This is a genomic window from Porphyrobacter sp. MBR-49 (assembly GCF_053628655.1).
The window spans coordinates 257141-272128 of sequence record NZ_JBRJGU010000005.1 but is presented as its reverse complement, the minus strand read 5'-3'; the positions used below and the strand labels follow the sequence as shown (position 1 = coordinate 272128).

The 14988-nt window shown below is 61.5% G+C and carries 16 protein-coding genes; 12 read left to right on the top strand and 4 right to left on the bottom strand.

Annotated elements, in window-relative coordinates:
• Positions 1-13 precede the first annotated feature (13 nt).
• Complete coding sequence (locus ACSSV3_RS09155; protein ID WP_354324164.1) at positions 14-427, top strand: MbcA/ParS/Xre antitoxin family protein; 414 nt, start codon at positions 14-16, stop codon at positions 425-427.
• Positions 424-1155 carry an RES family NAD+ phosphorylase gene (locus tag ACSSV3_RS09150; RefSeq protein ID WP_354324165.1) on the top strand — a complete coding sequence of 244 codons (732 nt, stop codon included), beginning with the start codon at positions 424-426 and terminating at the stop codon, positions 1153-1155. Before ACSSV3_RS09155 ends, ACSSV3_RS09150 begins: the two co-directional genes overlap by 4 nt.
• A 233-nt stretch (positions 1156-1388) precedes the next feature.
• Here the strand turns inward: ACSSV3_RS09150 and ACSSV3_RS09145 are convergent, their stop codons facing one another.
• The 3 genes from ACSSV3_RS09145 to ACSSV3_RS09135 are packed head-to-tail and all read right to left on the bottom strand — an operon-like array spanning position 1389 to position 3673.
• Positions 1389-2795, bottom strand: coding sequence for an exonuclease domain-containing protein (locus ACSSV3_RS09145; protein ID WP_354324167.1), 1407 nt, complete (start codon positions 2793-2795; stop codon positions 1389-1391).
• Between the two features lie 6 nt (positions 2796-2801).
• On the bottom strand, positions 2802-3323 hold the full coding sequence (locus ACSSV3_RS09140) for an ImmA/IrrE family metallo-endopeptidase (protein WP_354324168.1): 522 nt from the start codon (positions 3321-3323) through the stop codon (positions 2802-2804).
• 2 nt (positions 3324-3325) lie between these two features.
• Entirely contained in the window at positions 3326-3673 is a 348-nt protein-coding gene (locus tag ACSSV3_RS09135) for a helix-turn-helix transcriptional regulator (protein WP_354324170.1), read from the bottom strand.
• Positions 3674-3829: 156 nt separating this feature from the next.
• Between ACSSV3_RS09135 and ACSSV3_RS09130 the strand changes: the two genes are divergently transcribed.
• The 10 genes from ACSSV3_RS09130 (at position 3830) to ACSSV3_RS09085 (ending at position 14479) form a co-directional block, all read left to right on the top strand.
• A complete protein-coding gene (locus ACSSV3_RS09130) occupies positions 3830-4051 on the top strand; it encodes a DUF2188 domain-containing protein (RefSeq protein WP_286866191.1) in 222 nt (73 codons plus the stop codon).
• A gap of 76 nt (positions 4052-4127) precedes the next feature.
• Entirely contained in the window at positions 4128-5267 is a 1140-nt protein-coding gene (locus ACSSV3_RS09125) for a patatin-like phospholipase family protein (protein ID WP_354324171.1), read from the top strand.
• A gap of 12 nt (positions 5268-5279) precedes the next feature.
• Positions 5280-6326, top strand: a complete 1047-nt coding sequence (locus tag ACSSV3_RS09120) for a cyclic GMP-AMP synthase DncV-like nucleotidyltransferase (RefSeq protein ID WP_354324173.1) — start codon at positions 5280-5282, stop codon at positions 6324-6326.
• Entirely contained in the window at positions 6319-8157 is a 1839-nt protein-coding gene (locus tag ACSSV3_RS09115; RefSeq protein ID WP_354324175.1) for a ThiF family adenylyltransferase, read from the top strand. Before ACSSV3_RS09120 ends, ACSSV3_RS09115 begins: the two co-directional genes overlap by 8 nt.
• A gap of 185 nt (positions 8158-8342) precedes the next feature.
• Positions 8343-10331 (top strand): ParB/RepB/Spo0J family partition protein, encoded by a 1989-nt coding sequence (locus ACSSV3_RS09110; RefSeq protein ID WP_354324177.1) that lies wholly within the window; start codon positions 8343-8345, stop codon positions 10329-10331.
• A gap of 166 nt (positions 10332-10497) precedes the next feature.
• Positions 10498-11439: an ArdC family protein gene (locus tag ACSSV3_RS09105; RefSeq protein ID WP_354324179.1), complete on the top strand. Its 942-nt coding sequence runs from the start codon at positions 10498-10500 to the stop codon at positions 11437-11439.
• An 11-nt stretch (positions 11440-11450) separates the two neighbouring features.
• A complete protein-coding gene (locus ACSSV3_RS09100) occupies positions 11451-11873 on the top strand; it encodes a hypothetical protein (RefSeq protein ID WP_354324181.1) in 423 nt (140 codons plus the stop codon).
• Positions 11874-12175: 302 nt separating this feature from the next.
• Positions 12176-13120 (top strand): DUF2493 domain-containing protein, encoded by a 945-nt coding sequence (locus ACSSV3_RS09095; protein ID WP_354324183.1) that lies wholly within the window; start codon positions 12176-12178, stop codon positions 13118-13120.
• A gap of 230 nt (positions 13121-13350) precedes the next feature.
• Complete coding sequence (locus ACSSV3_RS09090) at positions 13351-13509, top strand: hypothetical protein (RefSeq protein WP_354324185.1); 159 nt, start codon at positions 13351-13353, stop codon at positions 13507-13509.
• A 580-nt stretch (positions 13510-14089) separates the two neighbouring features.
• A complete protein-coding gene (locus ACSSV3_RS09085; RefSeq protein WP_354324187.1) occupies positions 14090-14479 on the top strand; it encodes a single-stranded DNA-binding protein in 390 nt (129 codons plus the stop codon).
• Between the two features lie 120 nt (positions 14480-14599).
• Here ACSSV3_RS09085 and ACSSV3_RS09080 read toward each other — a convergent pair whose 3' ends face one another.
• Positions 14600-14830, bottom strand: a complete 231-nt coding sequence (locus tag ACSSV3_RS09080) for a DUF6437 family protein (RefSeq protein WP_354324189.1) — start codon at positions 14828-14830, stop codon at positions 14600-14602.
• Positions 14831-14988 lie beyond the last annotated feature (158 nt).

Sequence of the window (14988 nt, the reverse complement as noted above, 5' to 3'; positions counted from 1 at the left end):
ATGGAGAAATGCCATGCTGGCTCTGCAACCCGTTGATACTGCCGTTACCGCCTTCCGGCCCGATCCGATTACGCAAGACGAGGCAGCTGCCATGTTTCGGGCGGTCCTCAATCTGTTTGGCAAATGGGAACTGACCGACGAGCAGGCTGCAACCCTGCTCGACATGCCAGTTCGCTCCTATCGCCGCTGGAAGGCGGAAGGGCCCGGGCGTATTTCGCGCGACGGGCGTGCGCGTCTCTCCAACCTCATGGGCATTCACAAGGCGCTTCGGATCATCTTCTCGGAGGCGACCCGCGGGTATGCTTGGATAAGAGCGGCAAATGAAGCGTTCGGCGGAGCCAGTGCGCTCGACGTGATGATGGGAGGCGAGCTAACCGACCTTATGCGGGTGCGTCGCTACCTCGACGCGACACGCGGTGGCTGGTGAGCGGAACGGCGGATATCCCGGTTTCTCGAGTTGAGTGGAGGGGCGCTGTTCGGATCATCCGGAGCGCCTTTCCGCCAATCGATCTGTTCGAAGATATCGCTGATCCAGCTGACTGGCCGCTGCTGATTGCGGCAGAGCAGAAGACCAATCCCCGCATCATGACGACGATTGGCAATCTCGACCTGGTCCCGGTCGACCGGCGCGCGGGAGGGGCGGGGGCCTCCTACCTTATGGCGCCATTCACCCACGTCAGCACCGACAGGCCAAGCCGCTTTACCGATGGCAGCTACGGCGTTCTCTACGTTGCCGACCGGTTCGAGACCGCGCTGTTCGAGAAAATCTACCACCATGCCCGCTTCATGGCGCGGACCAAGGAAGCCCCTGGTTGGACCTCCCAGTTCCGCGAAATCGTCATGTTAGTTGATGCAGACCTGCATGACCTCCGACATTTGGTGGGTGAGCCAGTTCCGGCGCTCAATGCCGACAGCTATGCTGCGTCCCAAGCGCTCGCGCACCAACTCAGGGGCGCGGGATCGGACGGGATCGCCTACCCGAGCATTCGGCATCCTAGCGGGGAATGCGTTGCACTCTTCTACCCGGACTGCGCGTCAAATCCCGTCCAGGGGCGGCACCTCGACTATCACTGGGACGGCGAGAGCGTCGACCTCGTGCGTGAAGCCGGCTCAGGGGCTGTTTTTCGTATCGTCGATTTGCCAAGCAATGACTGAATAGGAAGCGCCCCCCTTACATGCCGTAAACCCTGCTTCTTTTTAGCCTAGTAAAGGCTGCCATACACCCAGCTCTCGCAAGATGATGCAAATGGGACTTTCGAAGACAAGCCGATCTATGACGTCGAGGATCGACTAGTGGTCGTTGAATGATGGTTGATGTGAAGACTGCCTCCACCCAACCTTTGCGACTGCATGATCCACAGACGCGCAATATTGCGGGAGGAAAAAATTCAAAACCCCATCTGCGCCACCAAAGTGGCAGCCCGTGCGCTACGATCCTGCAAGTAGTTGCGATAGCGAGTGAGAAGGCCGTCGTGATCTGCTCCTTCCTCAATTAACTTCTTCGCTTCCGTTAGAGCAAGCTCGTATGTGAGACAGCCGGATCCATCTCCCGCCAATTGATTTACCAAGCGGAGCTCTATTTCGCCTCTAACCGTTGCGGGAAGAACGCTTCGCGCTTCGGAGTATATCAGGCGTAAGCCAAACCACCGCAGACGCTCGTCTTCTAAGCCTTGTGCGATTTCGAGGCGATCCGGCCATAATGCTTGGTGAAAAGCGTTCATGCGTCCCTCGTCTTCTGGCCCGGGGAAGCCGTCGTAAATTCGCTCCTCCAGATGAGGCGAGAGAGGAAACGGCTCGCGAACAGCGTTGTAAGCCGCGACAAGCCTTGCACGTAGATGCGAGTCAGCCTTTACGCGCCGGGCCTGGCCTTCAATGAGGCCAATCGAACCACCATCCAACATATGTTCGGGAGCATCGAAGAAAGCGGTCAGCGTGGGTGCCGCATTGACCCTGAAGCGACGAATCGGACTGGGCTTTTGCGTGAGGTGGGCCTGAAGCTCGAAATCGCCCATCGCAGCAAGATAGTCTATGTCTTCATTGAGGTTGAGGCAAATTCGGCCGTTTGCTTGGTCAGGGTCAACACCGATACATACAACCGGCGCGTGATAAGCCTGTCCGCCATAGAACTCCGTCAGCACGAAACCATCTTCGGTGTCGACGAAATCCGAAACAGTTGCCTTGTTCGAAAACCGCACGAACCGTTGCCAAAGCTCCGGAGACCGTTGCCGAACCAGTCGGCAGAGCTCGACCGTCGCAAGCACATCTGACATCGCGTCATGCGCTCGAGGATGAGCGACTCCATTCGCCGCTGCCAAGTGTTGCAATCGAAATGTCCTTCGGCCCCCATCGTTGATTGGCACAACGAGCTGCGCTGGCGAGACCGCATCAGCGGCCATCATCAGGCTGAGCGCATCGGCCCTGCAGTTGCGGTGATAGCTTGTTAAATAGGGAGGGTAGAGGCATTGAAAGAGTGCATTGCGCAGCATCTCCTCGTCGAAGCGGATCGAATTAAAGCCGATGAATACGGCCGGACTCCAAGCCATAAGGTTTCGACGAATGTCGCTAACCATCGAGTAGTGCGACGGCAGGTTCGTGTCCGTCAGCCAATCGATCGGCAACCCGTTCGTCCGCAATGCCGAGGGATGGGGTAGCACATGGGGCTGGAGGCGCGAGCGCGCTTCGAAGCGCCCTAATTCATTCAGGTCTCCGTCGGTGCGAACAGCCGCGAAATGGATTATCTGATCGAACCCGCGCTTGAGCCCCGTCGTCTCTGTATCGAAGAATACGAAGCTCAAGGCGCGCTACCAACGAGTTAGCCGAAAGCGCATGGCAGCCGCGCTCACTCTGAACCGACGGGCCAACGCTTCGATCGCTGCCTCGTCCTCTAGATCGACGCCACCGCCTTCCAACGCAACAGCCAAGAGATTGCCGGGGATCAGAAGCTCTGAAGCGAACGCGTTGGCCTCGATTTCCATCGGCTCAGTCCCCAGCGCTGACACATCGTTACGGAATAGGACGCGAATCCCCTTATCGACATGCACGGCTTGGCTGATCGCAGGGGCATGGAGTATGTGATGTGCTAGCTCATGAGCCGCCGAGAACCGCTGTCGGTTCGGATGATGCAGCGCGTTAACTCCGATGATACCGACACCATCTTTGATGTACGCCATGCCCGAGAGGTCCTCGTCGAGCGGTGCATACTGAAGAACGATTTTCCGCGATTTAATTATTCGTTCGATCGGGACTGGTGGCGTCGATACGCCAAACTCCTCGAGGATCGAACGCGCAGATGCACGCGCCCGATCAAAATCCGCATCCGCCATAATCAGGCCTTACCGCGTCGAGGCTGCAACGCGGTTGTGATCAGGTCGGCGACTTGTGCTTCAGCGTGTTGCGAAAGCGTCTGCTGATTGGAAAGCATCATCTTCAGTCCATCCCCTAAAGGCTTTTGCGGCGTCGGCGGCAGGAGTTCCGCCACCTTGGAAAAATCGAGTGCGGCGGCGAGCGCGTAAACGTGATGCAGCAGGATGTTCTGCCTGCCGCTCTCGATATTGGCGATCGACGCACGCGACATCTTCACCTTCCCAGCTAGTTCCGCTTGGGTGAGGCCAAGCGCCTTCCTGCGGGTCGAGACCGCACTGCCAAAAGCCTTGTAGAGCGCTTCGCTTGCCATGGCCGCTGTTTGCGCTGCGTTCTCAAGGATGTCAACGTCGCAAACAAAGTGTGCTTTATACAAACATAGTAACGTGCTCATGACTTGACATATCGGGCAAACTGAACGATCTACTTCGCGAGGGCGCGGTGCCCAGAATGAATCAAAGGATCAACAATGTCGAAAAGGATTCACGTAGTGCCCCACGGCTCGGGATGGGCCACGCGTCGTGAAGGCGCCACCCGCGTGGGGTCGACCCACAGCACCCAAGCAGATGCAACGCAGGCCGCGCGTGGCACCGCCGTTCGCGAACGCGGCGAAGTCATCATTCACCGACCGGACGGTCGCATCCGCGACGCCAATTCGTACGGCAACGACCCCTTCCCGCCGAAGGGCTGACTGGGCACCTCGGAGGCACGCAGGCTCCGGCACGGGGATAGGGCAACTAGGTCGTTACAAAGGAAGCATCGTGTAAATGGGGAACGGCGAAAGACAGTACGGCGCTGAGCGACCATATCGCGTGCTCAGCTTGGACGGCGGAGGGATGCGGGGCATTTATACGGCCGCGTTTCTTGCGCGCCTGACTGATCAGTTCGCGCGCATTCGCGGCGAATCTGCCCTCGATCTGGGACGCGGTTTCGACTTGATCACCGGTACCAGCACCGGCGCGATTGTCGGCTGCGCGCTGGCCGTTGGGCGCCCGATGACGGAAGTGGTGGCGCTTTATCGCGATCACGGCCCCAAGATTTTCCCGCATCGGATCACGGGGAAGCGGAGTGCGATCTACCGAGCGAGCCAAGGCGCACGTTTCGTGCGCGGGGGCGACGAGGCGCTGCGTAAGGCGCTGCGCGGCGTGCTCGACGACATCACTATGACGGACGTGTTCGAAGGTCGCGGCATCTCGCTAGCAATCCCGACCGTGCTGATGAGCGAACACCGCGCCTGGGTCTTCAAGAAAACTCCCAAGAGCGGGGTGCGCGACGATCGCTATCCGTTGGTGGACGTTTGCATGGCGACGAGCGCCGCGCCAATCTACCGCTCGCTCGCCGCCATCGATGACCCGAACGCGCCGGACGGACCCAAGCAGGTGTTCGCCGATGGGGGGCTTTGGGCCAATAATCCGATTATGGTCGGGCTCGTCGACGCGCTGACGGTGGCGCCGCCCGATCGTCCGATCGAGATCTACTCACTCGGAACATGTCCGCGCCCCGAGGGTGATCACCTCGACGCAGAGAGCGCGCACCGCTCCATGCTCGACTGGTCGCTCGGCGCTGACGTCGCGCCTCTTAGCATCTCGGCGCAGGAGTTTGCCTTCGATCACATGGCGAGGCTGTTGACGAACGCCATTAGCAACTGCGGTCGCTCGATCCAGCGCGTGCGCTTTCCCAACAAGCCGGTGCCGGCAAGTATGATGCCGTACCTCGCCCTCGACGACACTCGGCCAGAGGCGATGGATCGGCTGGTCAGCCAGGCGCACACCGACGCCGATCTGACCAAGAGCACTTGCGATGATCCCAACAGCGCCGACGGGCGCATGATTCGCCAACTCATGTTCGATCTACCAGCGATGCCGACCACCGGTGCCGTCTGGCGTCCCGCTTCCACCGATATGTAGAAAGGATAGGTGATGTTCGACTGTGCCAAAGATGTTCGTGCCTACCACGACCAGAATGTGACTCTGCCCAAGAGCGAGCAGGATGCAATGCGCGACCGACGCAACTCCAACCGGACGCGGCTGCGGAACGGGCTGGAGAAGGCCGGCAAGCCCAAGCCGATCGAGTTCGTCAAACAGGGCAGCTACGCCATGAAGACGATGTGCCGCGACCCAGACAACGACTATGACATCGATGACGGGGTCTATTTCCACAAGAAGGATCTGGTCGGTGATCGCGGGGCCGAGATGACGTCTCTACAGGTGCGATGGATGGTGCGCGATGCGGTCGACGACGGCAAGTTCAAGCGTGCGCCTGAGGTGCGATCAAACTGCGTGCGCGTCTTCTATGAGAAGGGTTATCACGTCGATTTGCCGGTCTACCGCCGCGTCGTCACAGAAACCGTCTTCGGCGAAGAGGTGCATTACGAGCTGGCGGCGAGCAGCGGCTGGAAGCGGTCTGACGCCCGCGATGTGTCGAACTGGTACGAGGACCAACGCGCCGCATCAGCCGACGGCATCCAGCTGCGCCGCATCAATCGCGACCTGAAGAAATACGCCCGCAGCCGCTATAGCTGGCGCGGCTCGATCCTAAGCGGCTTTGGCATCTCGGTTCTGACGACCGAGAGGTTTAGCACGAACGACCGCGAGGATCGCGCGCTGTATGACACTATGGTTGCCATCCGTGATCGGCTGAACTGGAACCTCGTCGTCGCCCACCCAGTAACACCAGGGGACACCATCACCAGTGGGGGCGACGATGCCAAGGCTCGCTGTTTCCGCGAGAAGTTGACTGAGGCAATCGACACGCTGGCGCCGCTCTTTGAAGCCGACTGCACACGCGAGAAGGCGCTCAAATGCTGGGACAAGGTGTTCGCGACGACTTTCTTCAGCGAGCGCTTGGAAGATGAGCAGCGCGCCTGTCTAGTTGCTCCGTCGATTATCAGTTCGGCTGCACTGTTGGGCGCGACGTCGGCGGCGGCAAGCGCAGTCAGCAGCGCCGGCGGTGGTCGCCATGCCTAGTGATGCCTTACCACTCGGTTGGCGACACGCAGCGCTTCGTCTTGAAGCGGCCTTGCGCGAGCATGCGGGACAGGCGCCAGAGCGACTCGACGCCACGACGATTGGCGCAGACTATCCAACCCGCGATTGGATCGCGGCCGGTTGGCGGATCAGCGTTGCCTTCTCTGACGGCGTGATCCGACGCATCGACTTGCTGGCGGGAAGGCATTTTCCGACGACGCCGGTGAGAACGGCGCTAGTTGACCACCCTGAGGCACTGACTTGGCCGCATGTCGAGAGCGACGGCGTCCTCTGTCTGCTGCCCAATATGGCCGAGTGGGATCCGGACGATCCGTCGGCGGTCGCTCTGGGCCTCCTTCATCGCTCGATCATCTTGATTGGGGAACTGCTGGAGGGCGGCATAGTCGAGCGCGATTTCCGCGAGGAATTCGTGACCTACTGGGGCTACAAGGCGCATTCACAAGGCAAATCGCTGTTCAGCTTGATCGTGCCAGGTCCGGTCTCGCGGGGAGTGCGGATTTGGCGCGGACAAGGCCTCGAGGTAGTTGGAGAGGACGAAGAATCCTTGGCCGCCTGGGTCCGTCATCGCTTCGGGGACAAGACGCCGATCAAGACTGAAGCGGCGGCCTACCTCTGGCTGGAAACACCGCCCTTGCCGGTCGAGTACCCGGAAACCGCTGCTGATCTTTATCGGATGGCCGAACGAATCAACGATAACGCGCGGATTGTTCTTGAAGACGTGGCGAGCGACGAGCCCGACGAGTTGTTAGCGCTATTGGGCGCGGTCGGGCGCGGCGGCGCTGCGTTGATTGGAGTGAAGGCGCTTAATCCGAAGCGACGCAAAGGCCGGCCACGCGCGCCCGACGAGCCGCTGTCGATCGGGTTCCGACCGGGCGATACGCCACAACCTCTTCTTTTCAGACGCTTCTTCGGCGCGCTTCCGGTCGTACGGACTCAGGTTCAGCGCGCCGACGCTGCTTGGGTGCATGGTCGTGCTCAGGATTCTCGCACGCAACATCTGCTTGGCGCAACGGTTGTCGTTGTCGGCTGTGGTTCGGTCGGCGCACCCGTCGCGTGCGCTTTGGCCCAGGCTGGAGTCGGGCGGATGGTGCTAGTCGATCCTGAGATTCTGGGATGGCCGAACGTCGGCCGTCATCCGCTTGGTGCCACCGATGTAGGCCGGAACAAAGCCGAGGCTTTGGCAGAGCGACTTCAGACTGACTATCCGCACCTCACCGTCGAACATCGTCCGTCGGGTCTCCATCAACTCATCGCGCAAGATGGGGATGTGCTCGCGGCGGCCGATCTGATCGTCGCCGCGACTGGCAATTGGGGTGCTGAAAGCGCCCTCAATCGGTGGCATATCGCGCAAGGCCGCGCGCGACCCATTCTTTACGGGTGGACGGAGGCCCACGCCTGCGCCGGCCATGCGGTCGCTATCGGCGCGGGCGACGGATGCCTGCAATGCCATATCGGACGGACCGGTGCGCCGGATGTGAAGGTGATCGAGTGGTCGGAAGGGGGCGACGCCACCCTAGAGGAGCCAGCGTGCGGCGCACATTTTCAACCATACGGTCCGATGGAACTGGCCTATGTGACGGCGATGATCGCAGACGCGGCGATGGACTGCCTCCTCGAACCGCCTGAGCATTCATTTAGTCGCGCATTCGTCGCTTCGGCGCGCCGTATTGCAGCACTTGGCGGACAAATGACTGAAAGTTGGCGCACTGCTTTTGGCGAACTTGTAGATAGTATTCAAACGGTCGACCGGCGTTGGCCGTCCGCCAGCTGCGCTGCTTGCGGGCCTGGGCTTTTGGACGAAGCTGCCTAGAATTTTGCGGAATTGCCATTCGACGGGAGATCGCGCGACAGTGGTCAACTGCGAACACTTGGTTTGGTTCACGAATTGAAGCGAAATGTGCTTCGAATGGACGAGAGGGGAGCGGGCTTTGCCCTGATTGAGCCAGTTGGGCGTCGATGGTCGGCGTGCCGGGCTCACAATCAGGAGTGTGTCCCATGATCAAGTCGATCCCGCTGAACAAGCTCGTTCAGTCGCCCCGCAATGTCCGCCGCCACGGTGACCCGGCAGCAGATGCTGAGCTCAAGGCCAGCATCGCGGCCCGCGGTCTGCTACAGAACCTCATCGTCAGACCTGCTGCCAAGGGCAAATTCGAAGTCGAAGCCGGGGAACGTCGCCGCCGCGCTATGCTCGCGCTGGCCGAAGAGAAGCTGCTCGCCCGCGAATATGAAGTCACGTGCCTCGTTCTCGAGGACAGTGCTGAAGCGGCCGTAGAGACCAGTCTCGCGGAGAACTTCCACCGCCTCGCCATGAACCCCGCTGACGAAGCCCAGGCCTTCGCGGCGCTCGTTTCAGGTGGGGCGACTGTCGAAGAGGTTGCCCGGCGCTTCGGTCTGACTGTCCGCTTTGTCGAGGGCCGTCTGCGTCTTGCGACGCTTGCGCCCGTCGTGTTCGAGGCGCTCGCCGCCGGAGAGATCACCCTCGACATTGCCAAAGCCTTCGGTGCAACTTCGGACCAGGAAATCCAGACCCGCGTCTTCGAGCAGGTGTCCTCGGGCTACTATGCGCCCAACCCCGACAGCGTCCGGCGCATGGTTCTGTCCGGGACCGTCAGGGGCAGCGATCCACGTGCCCGCCTCATTGGCCGCGATGCCTACATTGCCGCCGGCGGGCGGATCGAGCGTGAGCTGTTCGACAACGACGACAGCGAGTCCTGGGTCGATGTCGCGCTGCTCGAAAGCCTCGCAGCGGCAAAGATGGAAGAGCAGGCCAAAGCCCTCGCCGCCGAGCAGGGTCTTGCCTGGGTCAAGCCCACACTCGATCCCTATGCCAGCCATGATCTGGTCGAAGGGCTGGTCCGGCTTCCAGCCGAACCGGCGCCTTTGTCCGAAGCCGAGGTGGCTAGGCTCGAAGAACTCGATGCGTCTTATGACGAGCATGCGGCGATCCTTGAAGACGAGGACAGTGCCGAGCATGCCGTGGCTGCGGCTGAAGCCGCAATCGCGGCGATCGAACGCGAATGCCAGGAAATCCGCGCACGCCCGCCAGTTATCGCGCCCGAGCTCAAGGCCGAAGCAGGCATGGTGCTGGTGCTCTCCCGCGATGGTACGCCGGTTCTCCAGCCGGTGTTCTACGGCGAGCGTCAGGCTGATCCCGCCGACGCCGACAGCGAGATCGAAGTCGTTTCGGGCGAGGAAGGTTCAGAGAAGCGCCGGACCACCTTGTCCAAGCGCCTGGTCGACGAGCTCGCCATGCAGCGCCGCGATGTTCTGGCGTTGCACGTTGCATCCGACCCCGGGCTCGCGCTCGACATCATGGTCTTCACGCTCGCCGATGCCGATACTCACGACTGGCGGGCGCGCCCTTCGACCACGCTGCGCGCGCCTGTTCCGGCAGGCCCGATCATCGGCTTCGAGGCCAAGGATGCACCTGCAAGCAGCGCGCTTGCCGAGCTCAGGTCCGGTCTCGACGAAAGCTGGCGCGCCGGTGCGGATGCAATGTCCCGCTTCGACCTGTTTCGGGCGCTGCCCGATGAAAGCCGCGTGGCCTGGCTTGGATATGTCGTTGCCCGGTCGCTCGAGGCGAGCCTCAACATGACCGGTGAGCGCCAGCTGCCGTTCCAGGATCATCTCGGCAGCCTGATCGGTATCGAAATGGCGCAGTGGTGGCGCCCGACCGCAGCCAACTACTTTGACCGGGTGCCCAAGCAGGTGATCCTCGACGCGCTGACCGATATCGGCGGCCTCGAGCTCTCCTCGCGCTTCGCCTCGGTCAAGAAGGGTGACCTCGCGATGAGCGCCGAGCGCGTCTTTGCGGGCACCTACATCACCGAGGTCGAGGTTCGCGAGAAGGCCTTGGCGTGGGTGCCTGATGTCATGCGCTTCGCTTGCCCTGCGCCGGATTCAGACGAAGCTGAGATCGACTCCGCTGGAGCGGAGCAGGGCGGTGACGACGAACATCAGTCTCCCCGCGAGCTGGCCGCCTGACCTCCTCCTGACAGGCACCGCCACTCGCACCTGGCGAAGCGGTCCTTCGGCTTATGCCGGAGGGCCGCTTCTCTTTTGGAATGAGAGCAGAGGGGGCTCGGGAACCTGTGGCACTGACCGGCGAGCCCGTCGCCTACTGTCAAATGCCTCAATCAGGAGAACCATCATGGCCTATCGCAAGGGGCAGGGCAGCGGCCAGTCGCCCACCACCCGTATCACCCAGGAAATCATCGCCCGTCTGGAAGCAGGCACTAAGCCGTGGATCAAGCCATGGCGCGGTGTCCCGGTCTCCCGGCCCTTGCGGGCCTGCGGAATCCCGTACCGCGGCATAAATGTCTTTTGGCTCTGGATGGTCGCCGACATGTGTGGCTACGGCTCGCCATTCTGGATGACCTACAACCAAGCCAAGTCGCTCGGCGCCCAGGTCCGCAAGGGCGAAAAGTCGACCATCGCAATCTTCTACAAGAGCTACACCAAGGAGGTGGAAGCCCCCGATACCGGCGAAAAGACTGATGAAGCGCGACGGGTGCTCAAGGCCTATCCAGTCTTCAATGCCGATCAGGTCGACGGTCTGCCCGAGCGCTTCCATCCGGCTGCAACGCTGGAACTGGTCGAGCCCGAAGGGCGCGAGGCCGAACTCGACGCCTTCTTCGCCGGCATTCCCGTCAATCTGCGTCATCAGGGTTGCGAGGCTTACTACGAACCTACCGCTGATCGGGTCACGATGCCGCCGACGAGCCTGTTCGAAGGCTTCGATCACTACTACGCCACGCTCGCCCACGAGCTGTCGCACTGGACGGGCCATGCCAGCCGCTTGGGACGCGATCTCAAGAACCGCTTCGGCACAGCGGCCTACGCTGCTGAGGAACTCGTCGCCGAGCTCTCCAGCGCCATGCTTGGCGCTGAGTTGGGACTGCCGGTGACCCATCTCGACAACCACGCGAGCTACATCGGGCACTGGCTCAAGCTGCTGAAGGACGACGACCGCGCTATCCTGACAGCTGCCGCCAAGGCCGAAGAAGCCTCGAGCCTGCTGCTGAAGCTCGGCGGAAGGGTCAAGCCTGAACAGTCTGACGACGCGTCAGACGATGCTGCGCTTGCGGCCTGAGGGAGGGTGTCATGGGCAGATCGGTCGGCTATCCCAGCGGCGCTATCGTCGCCTTCACGGTGCTCGAGGTCCAAGCCGAAGACGATTGGGAATTCGAGTACGAATGGCTGCGCGAGGACTTGCGCGAGCGGGCCGCCAAAGCCTTCCCTTCACTGATCCCGCATGACGGATGGCGTGGCCAGGAAAACCGGATCCTGCTGCGCAATGCCTATGCGGATTTCGGCGTATCGGTCTACGGCGGGCTGGTGGCCGTCTGGATCGTGGAGCGCGATGACGGGGCCTATTGGGACGCCGATTGGCGCACGGCGCGGTCGCCGCGGGCACAGCGCTGGCTGTCCCAGATCGCATCCCGCTTCGATGCCATGTTTGGCGACTATGACTGCCTCGGGCACATGTCGAACGGCGAGGGAGTCTACACCAAGCGCGCAGCTTGAGCTCCGCGAGTTGGTCACGCCCAGAGCTTTGGGTTGCCATCCCTGACTAAGCTTTGCCGGCCGCTCATGGTCTGTCGCCATGCGAGAGAGGCCCTGGGCCAGCCGCCAGCCTTGCGCAACCCGGGCTAAGCGGGCCCGTGTTGGCCTTGGCCCTTCGAGCTCAAGGCCTGCCCGCGCCAGCCCGCCAAGCCGGGTTCCCCCTGACGGGTGCGCAACCCTGCCTGAAGCTGGCCCTGACGGGCTCTCGCTGGCGCAGCCATGAACGGGTGCGTCGGCCTTACGCCAGTCAGGAGGACAATCCCATGCACACGTCATTTGCCGATCAACTCGCCGGGCTCGACCTTGCCGGCTTCTCGATTGGACCGGCTCCCGTATCGACAAGCGATTTCCCAGTCCGCGACGCGGTGGTCCAAACCCTCGAAGCGGTGTGGTCCGATCTCTTCGCCATGGTCTCCGGCACCGCGCTCGAAGCCGATGCCGAGGACCTTGGCTGGGCCTTCGTGAACATCTTTCACCGCTCTGCGACCCGCAAATCGACTGCCCTCGACCGGGCGACCGACGAGGTCCGCGCGCTAATCGCCACCGCCGATGGATCCGAGGTCCACACCCACGACCTCGAGACCCAGGTCGAGCGGGCGCAATGCGCCGAAAGCGCGATGCTGGCGCTCGAAGAGATGCGCGAAGTTGCAGCCACCCTGTATCTCAACGAGTTCGGTTCCTCATGGAAGCCGGTCTCCAGTTCGCGCTTCAATCACAGCGCCATGATGACTTCTGCGCTCGTCGAAGGTCGCGATTTCCTGCGTGCCCGTGCCGAGGCCAAACGCCGTGCAGCCGTGCCCGAAGGAACGCCCGTCGTGTTCGCGGGCGGGCGCACCCGGCATGCCACCGAAGTCGATGCACTGACCTTCGGCAACAATGTCTGGGCGACGCTCGACAAGGTCCGCGACCGTGTTCCCGACATGGTCCTTATCCATGGCGGCGACACCAAGGGCGTCGACCGCTTGGCATCGAGCTGGGCGGAACGCCGCGGCATCCCGCAGGTCACGTTCTCGCTCGACATGCGGCTCGGTGCCCGTGCCGGGTTCAAGCGCAACGAGCGGATGCTCTCGCTCGATCCCCGCTATGTCGTCGCCTTTCCCGGCAATGGAGTGCTCGAACGTCTGGTCATCGAAGCCAAGGCTCGGCGGATCACTGTTGTTGATCGCCGTGGCCCGCTGGGCACGTCTCCAAAAGCGCCGCCCGGGTGAGCGGTCAAGCATGTAGCAAACGGATATTTCGTTTCGATACTGTGCGACTGGGACCTCGAATGGACCTCGAATACCCCCTTACATGCTATGACATCCTGATCATTGATCTGACTAGAAGTTACAGCGCAAAGGGACATCACTCCGCCAGATCACGCCGTAACCGCTTGACGCCGACGGTCCGTGAGCGCTTCATCGCGTGAGTTTCGCAATGAAGTAAGATGGAGGGCTCCATGGCCAAGAAGGATGACGGAATTCCGCCGATTATTATTCCGGTTGCTCCTGTCCACGGAGGCCATGCCTCACGCAGTCGCGAGGACGCAGCGACAGAAAAACCGGCTCTGGGCGATGACGATAAGGCCCGTTCGAACAACAAGGCCGACCGGCCTTAGTAGTCAGTTCTACGAATCGCTGATGCTTGCGATGGTGGGATCCCGCCTATCGTCAATGGTCTTCCAATGCGCTTGCATCAGGCCGCATTCGTTCTTCCCTTTGGAAGGGTGGACGACGGCAAACATGGCCTGAACGCAGGCCCTCATTCAGCTTTGGCATCGTCGGGAAGGCGCTCCGCTGGCACGATGAGAATGCCGCTCCTGACGTGGCAATTGCGTCAGTAAGTGCACCCGTTTCCGTGCGGAAAAAGTCATTACCACCATCAAAGATAGAGACCACTCGTTGGGCTCGGGTGCAAAATCAATCAGGCCAAGGTCGTCGGCGGCATGGGCAGGGCAAACCTGTTCAAGGCATCCGGCTCCACCCGGCTTCGATACAAACCTTCCCTGAAGCACCCCTGTCGAGACGCGCAACCCCGATCAGGTCCGGCCGAGTTGCCGGTCACGTCATGCTGCGTGCCCGGCTGCCCGCTCCACCCGAACCAGATCGAGGTTTCCCTTCGGTGCGCTTCGCCATGGGCGCTTCCTAGTCGGGTTTGCAGCCGGGATGGACCCGGAATGCTCGATCAGGAGAAAGCCCATGACCAATCTTGTTATCCTCGTTGGCCGCATCGCTCGCGACCCCGAAACCCGCACCACCCAAGGTGGAACCAGCATCACTTCGATCTCGGTTGTGACAGACCGTCCCGCCCGCAAGGACGGCAAGACCTACAAGGACGAAAACGGCTACACCGCCAAGGACAGCGAATTCCACCGCGTGACCTGCTTCAACGGCCTCGGCGAAAATGTCGCCAAGTACTGCACCAAGGGCCAGCTGGTCTCGGTCGAAGGCCGCATCCACTATACCCAGTGGGAAGACGAAAGCGGCACCAAGCGCTACGGCTGCGAGATCATCGCCGACAAGGTGGACTTTCTCACCAAGGGCCGCAGCTCGAACAACGAAGACGCCCCTGACATCGACGAGGACTGAACGTCATCTCGGTTACGACGAGGCCCCGGCGGCACGCGCCATCGGGGCCTTTTGTTGTGCTTACCGGCGTGGTGCGGCGGGGAGGGGCATTGAGCCCACACCCCGCCGCTGTAACATCGATCAGCCGGGGGAGAGGCGCTTGAGGGATTGCTCAATCCCTGTCGCCAGCGCAGCGCGGATCAGCAGTCTCAGCTGTGCAGGTTCGATCACCTCACCGCCGCATTCGAGCAAGACATTGCCTAGCTCTGCTGCTGCATCAGCGCGCAGCTTGGTCTCCTGGGCGTCGAGTTCATCACGCTGTTCGCGCAGCTTCTTAAGCGCGCCAAGAGCGCTCGATTTGGACCTGGCCATATGACATTCCTTCTGTAGGCCGTTGGTCCCCTCCGTGTAGGATAATCCCAATTCAAGGCCGTGTAGGAAAGTGGTTTTTGCCGCGAAGCGCGTTCTTCTTCGGCTGACGTTGGGGGTCTCTCTCGCAGACTTTTGAAGTGTGATGCGGGCTTTGGGGC

Excerpts from the sequence above, each read along its gene's own strand:
- ACSSV3_RS09155 (WP_354324164.1), top strand. The coding sequence starts at position 14 with ATGCTGGCTCTGCAACCCGTTGATACTGCCGTTACCGCCTTCCGGCCC.
- ACSSV3_RS09140 (WP_354324168.1), bottom strand. The coding sequence starts at position 3,323 with ATGGCGGATGCGGATTTTGATCGGGCGCGTGCATCTGCGCGTTCGATC.
- ACSSV3_RS09135 (WP_354324170.1), bottom strand. The coding sequence starts at position 3,673 with ATGGCAAGCGAAGCGCTCTACAAGGCTTTTGGCAGTGCGGTCTCGACC.
- ACSSV3_RS09130 (WP_286866191.1), top strand. The coding sequence starts at position 3,830 with ATGTCGAAAAGGATTCACGTAGTGCCCCACGGCTCGGGATGGGCCACG.
- ACSSV3_RS09125 (WP_354324171.1), top strand. The coding sequence starts at position 4,128 with ATGGGGAACGGCGAAAGACAGTACGGCGCTGAGCGACCATATCGCGTG.
- ACSSV3_RS09120 (WP_354324173.1), top strand. The coding sequence starts at position 5,280 with ATGTTCGACTGTGCCAAAGATGTTCGTGCCTACCACGACCAGAATGTG.
- ACSSV3_RS09115 (WP_354324175.1), top strand. The coding sequence starts at position 6,319 with ATGCCTAGTGATGCCTTACCACTCGGTTGGCGACACGCAGCGCTTCGT.
- ACSSV3_RS09110 (WP_354324177.1), top strand. The coding sequence starts at position 8,343 with ATGATCAAGTCGATCCCGCTGAACAAGCTCGTTCAGTCGCCCCGCAAT.
- ACSSV3_RS09105 (WP_354324179.1), top strand. The coding sequence starts at position 10,498 with ATGGCCTATCGCAAGGGGCAGGGCAGCGGCCAGTCGCCCACCACCCGT.
- ACSSV3_RS09100 (WP_354324181.1), top strand. The coding sequence starts at position 11,451 with ATGGGCAGATCGGTCGGCTATCCCAGCGGCGCTATCGTCGCCTTCACG.
- ACSSV3_RS09095 (WP_354324183.1), top strand. The coding sequence starts at position 12,176 with ATGCACACGTCATTTGCCGATCAACTCGCCGGGCTCGACCTTGCCGGC.
- ACSSV3_RS09090 (WP_354324185.1), top strand. The coding sequence starts at position 13,351 with ATGGCCAAGAAGGATGACGGAATTCCGCCGATTATTATTCCGGTTGCT.
- ACSSV3_RS09085 (WP_354324187.1), top strand. The coding sequence starts at position 14,090 with ATGACCAATCTTGTTATCCTCGTTGGCCGCATCGCTCGCGACCCCGAA.
- ACSSV3_RS09080 (WP_354324189.1), bottom strand. The coding sequence starts at position 14,830 with ATGGCCAGGTCCAAATCGAGCGCTCTTGGCGCGCTTAAGAAGCTGCGC.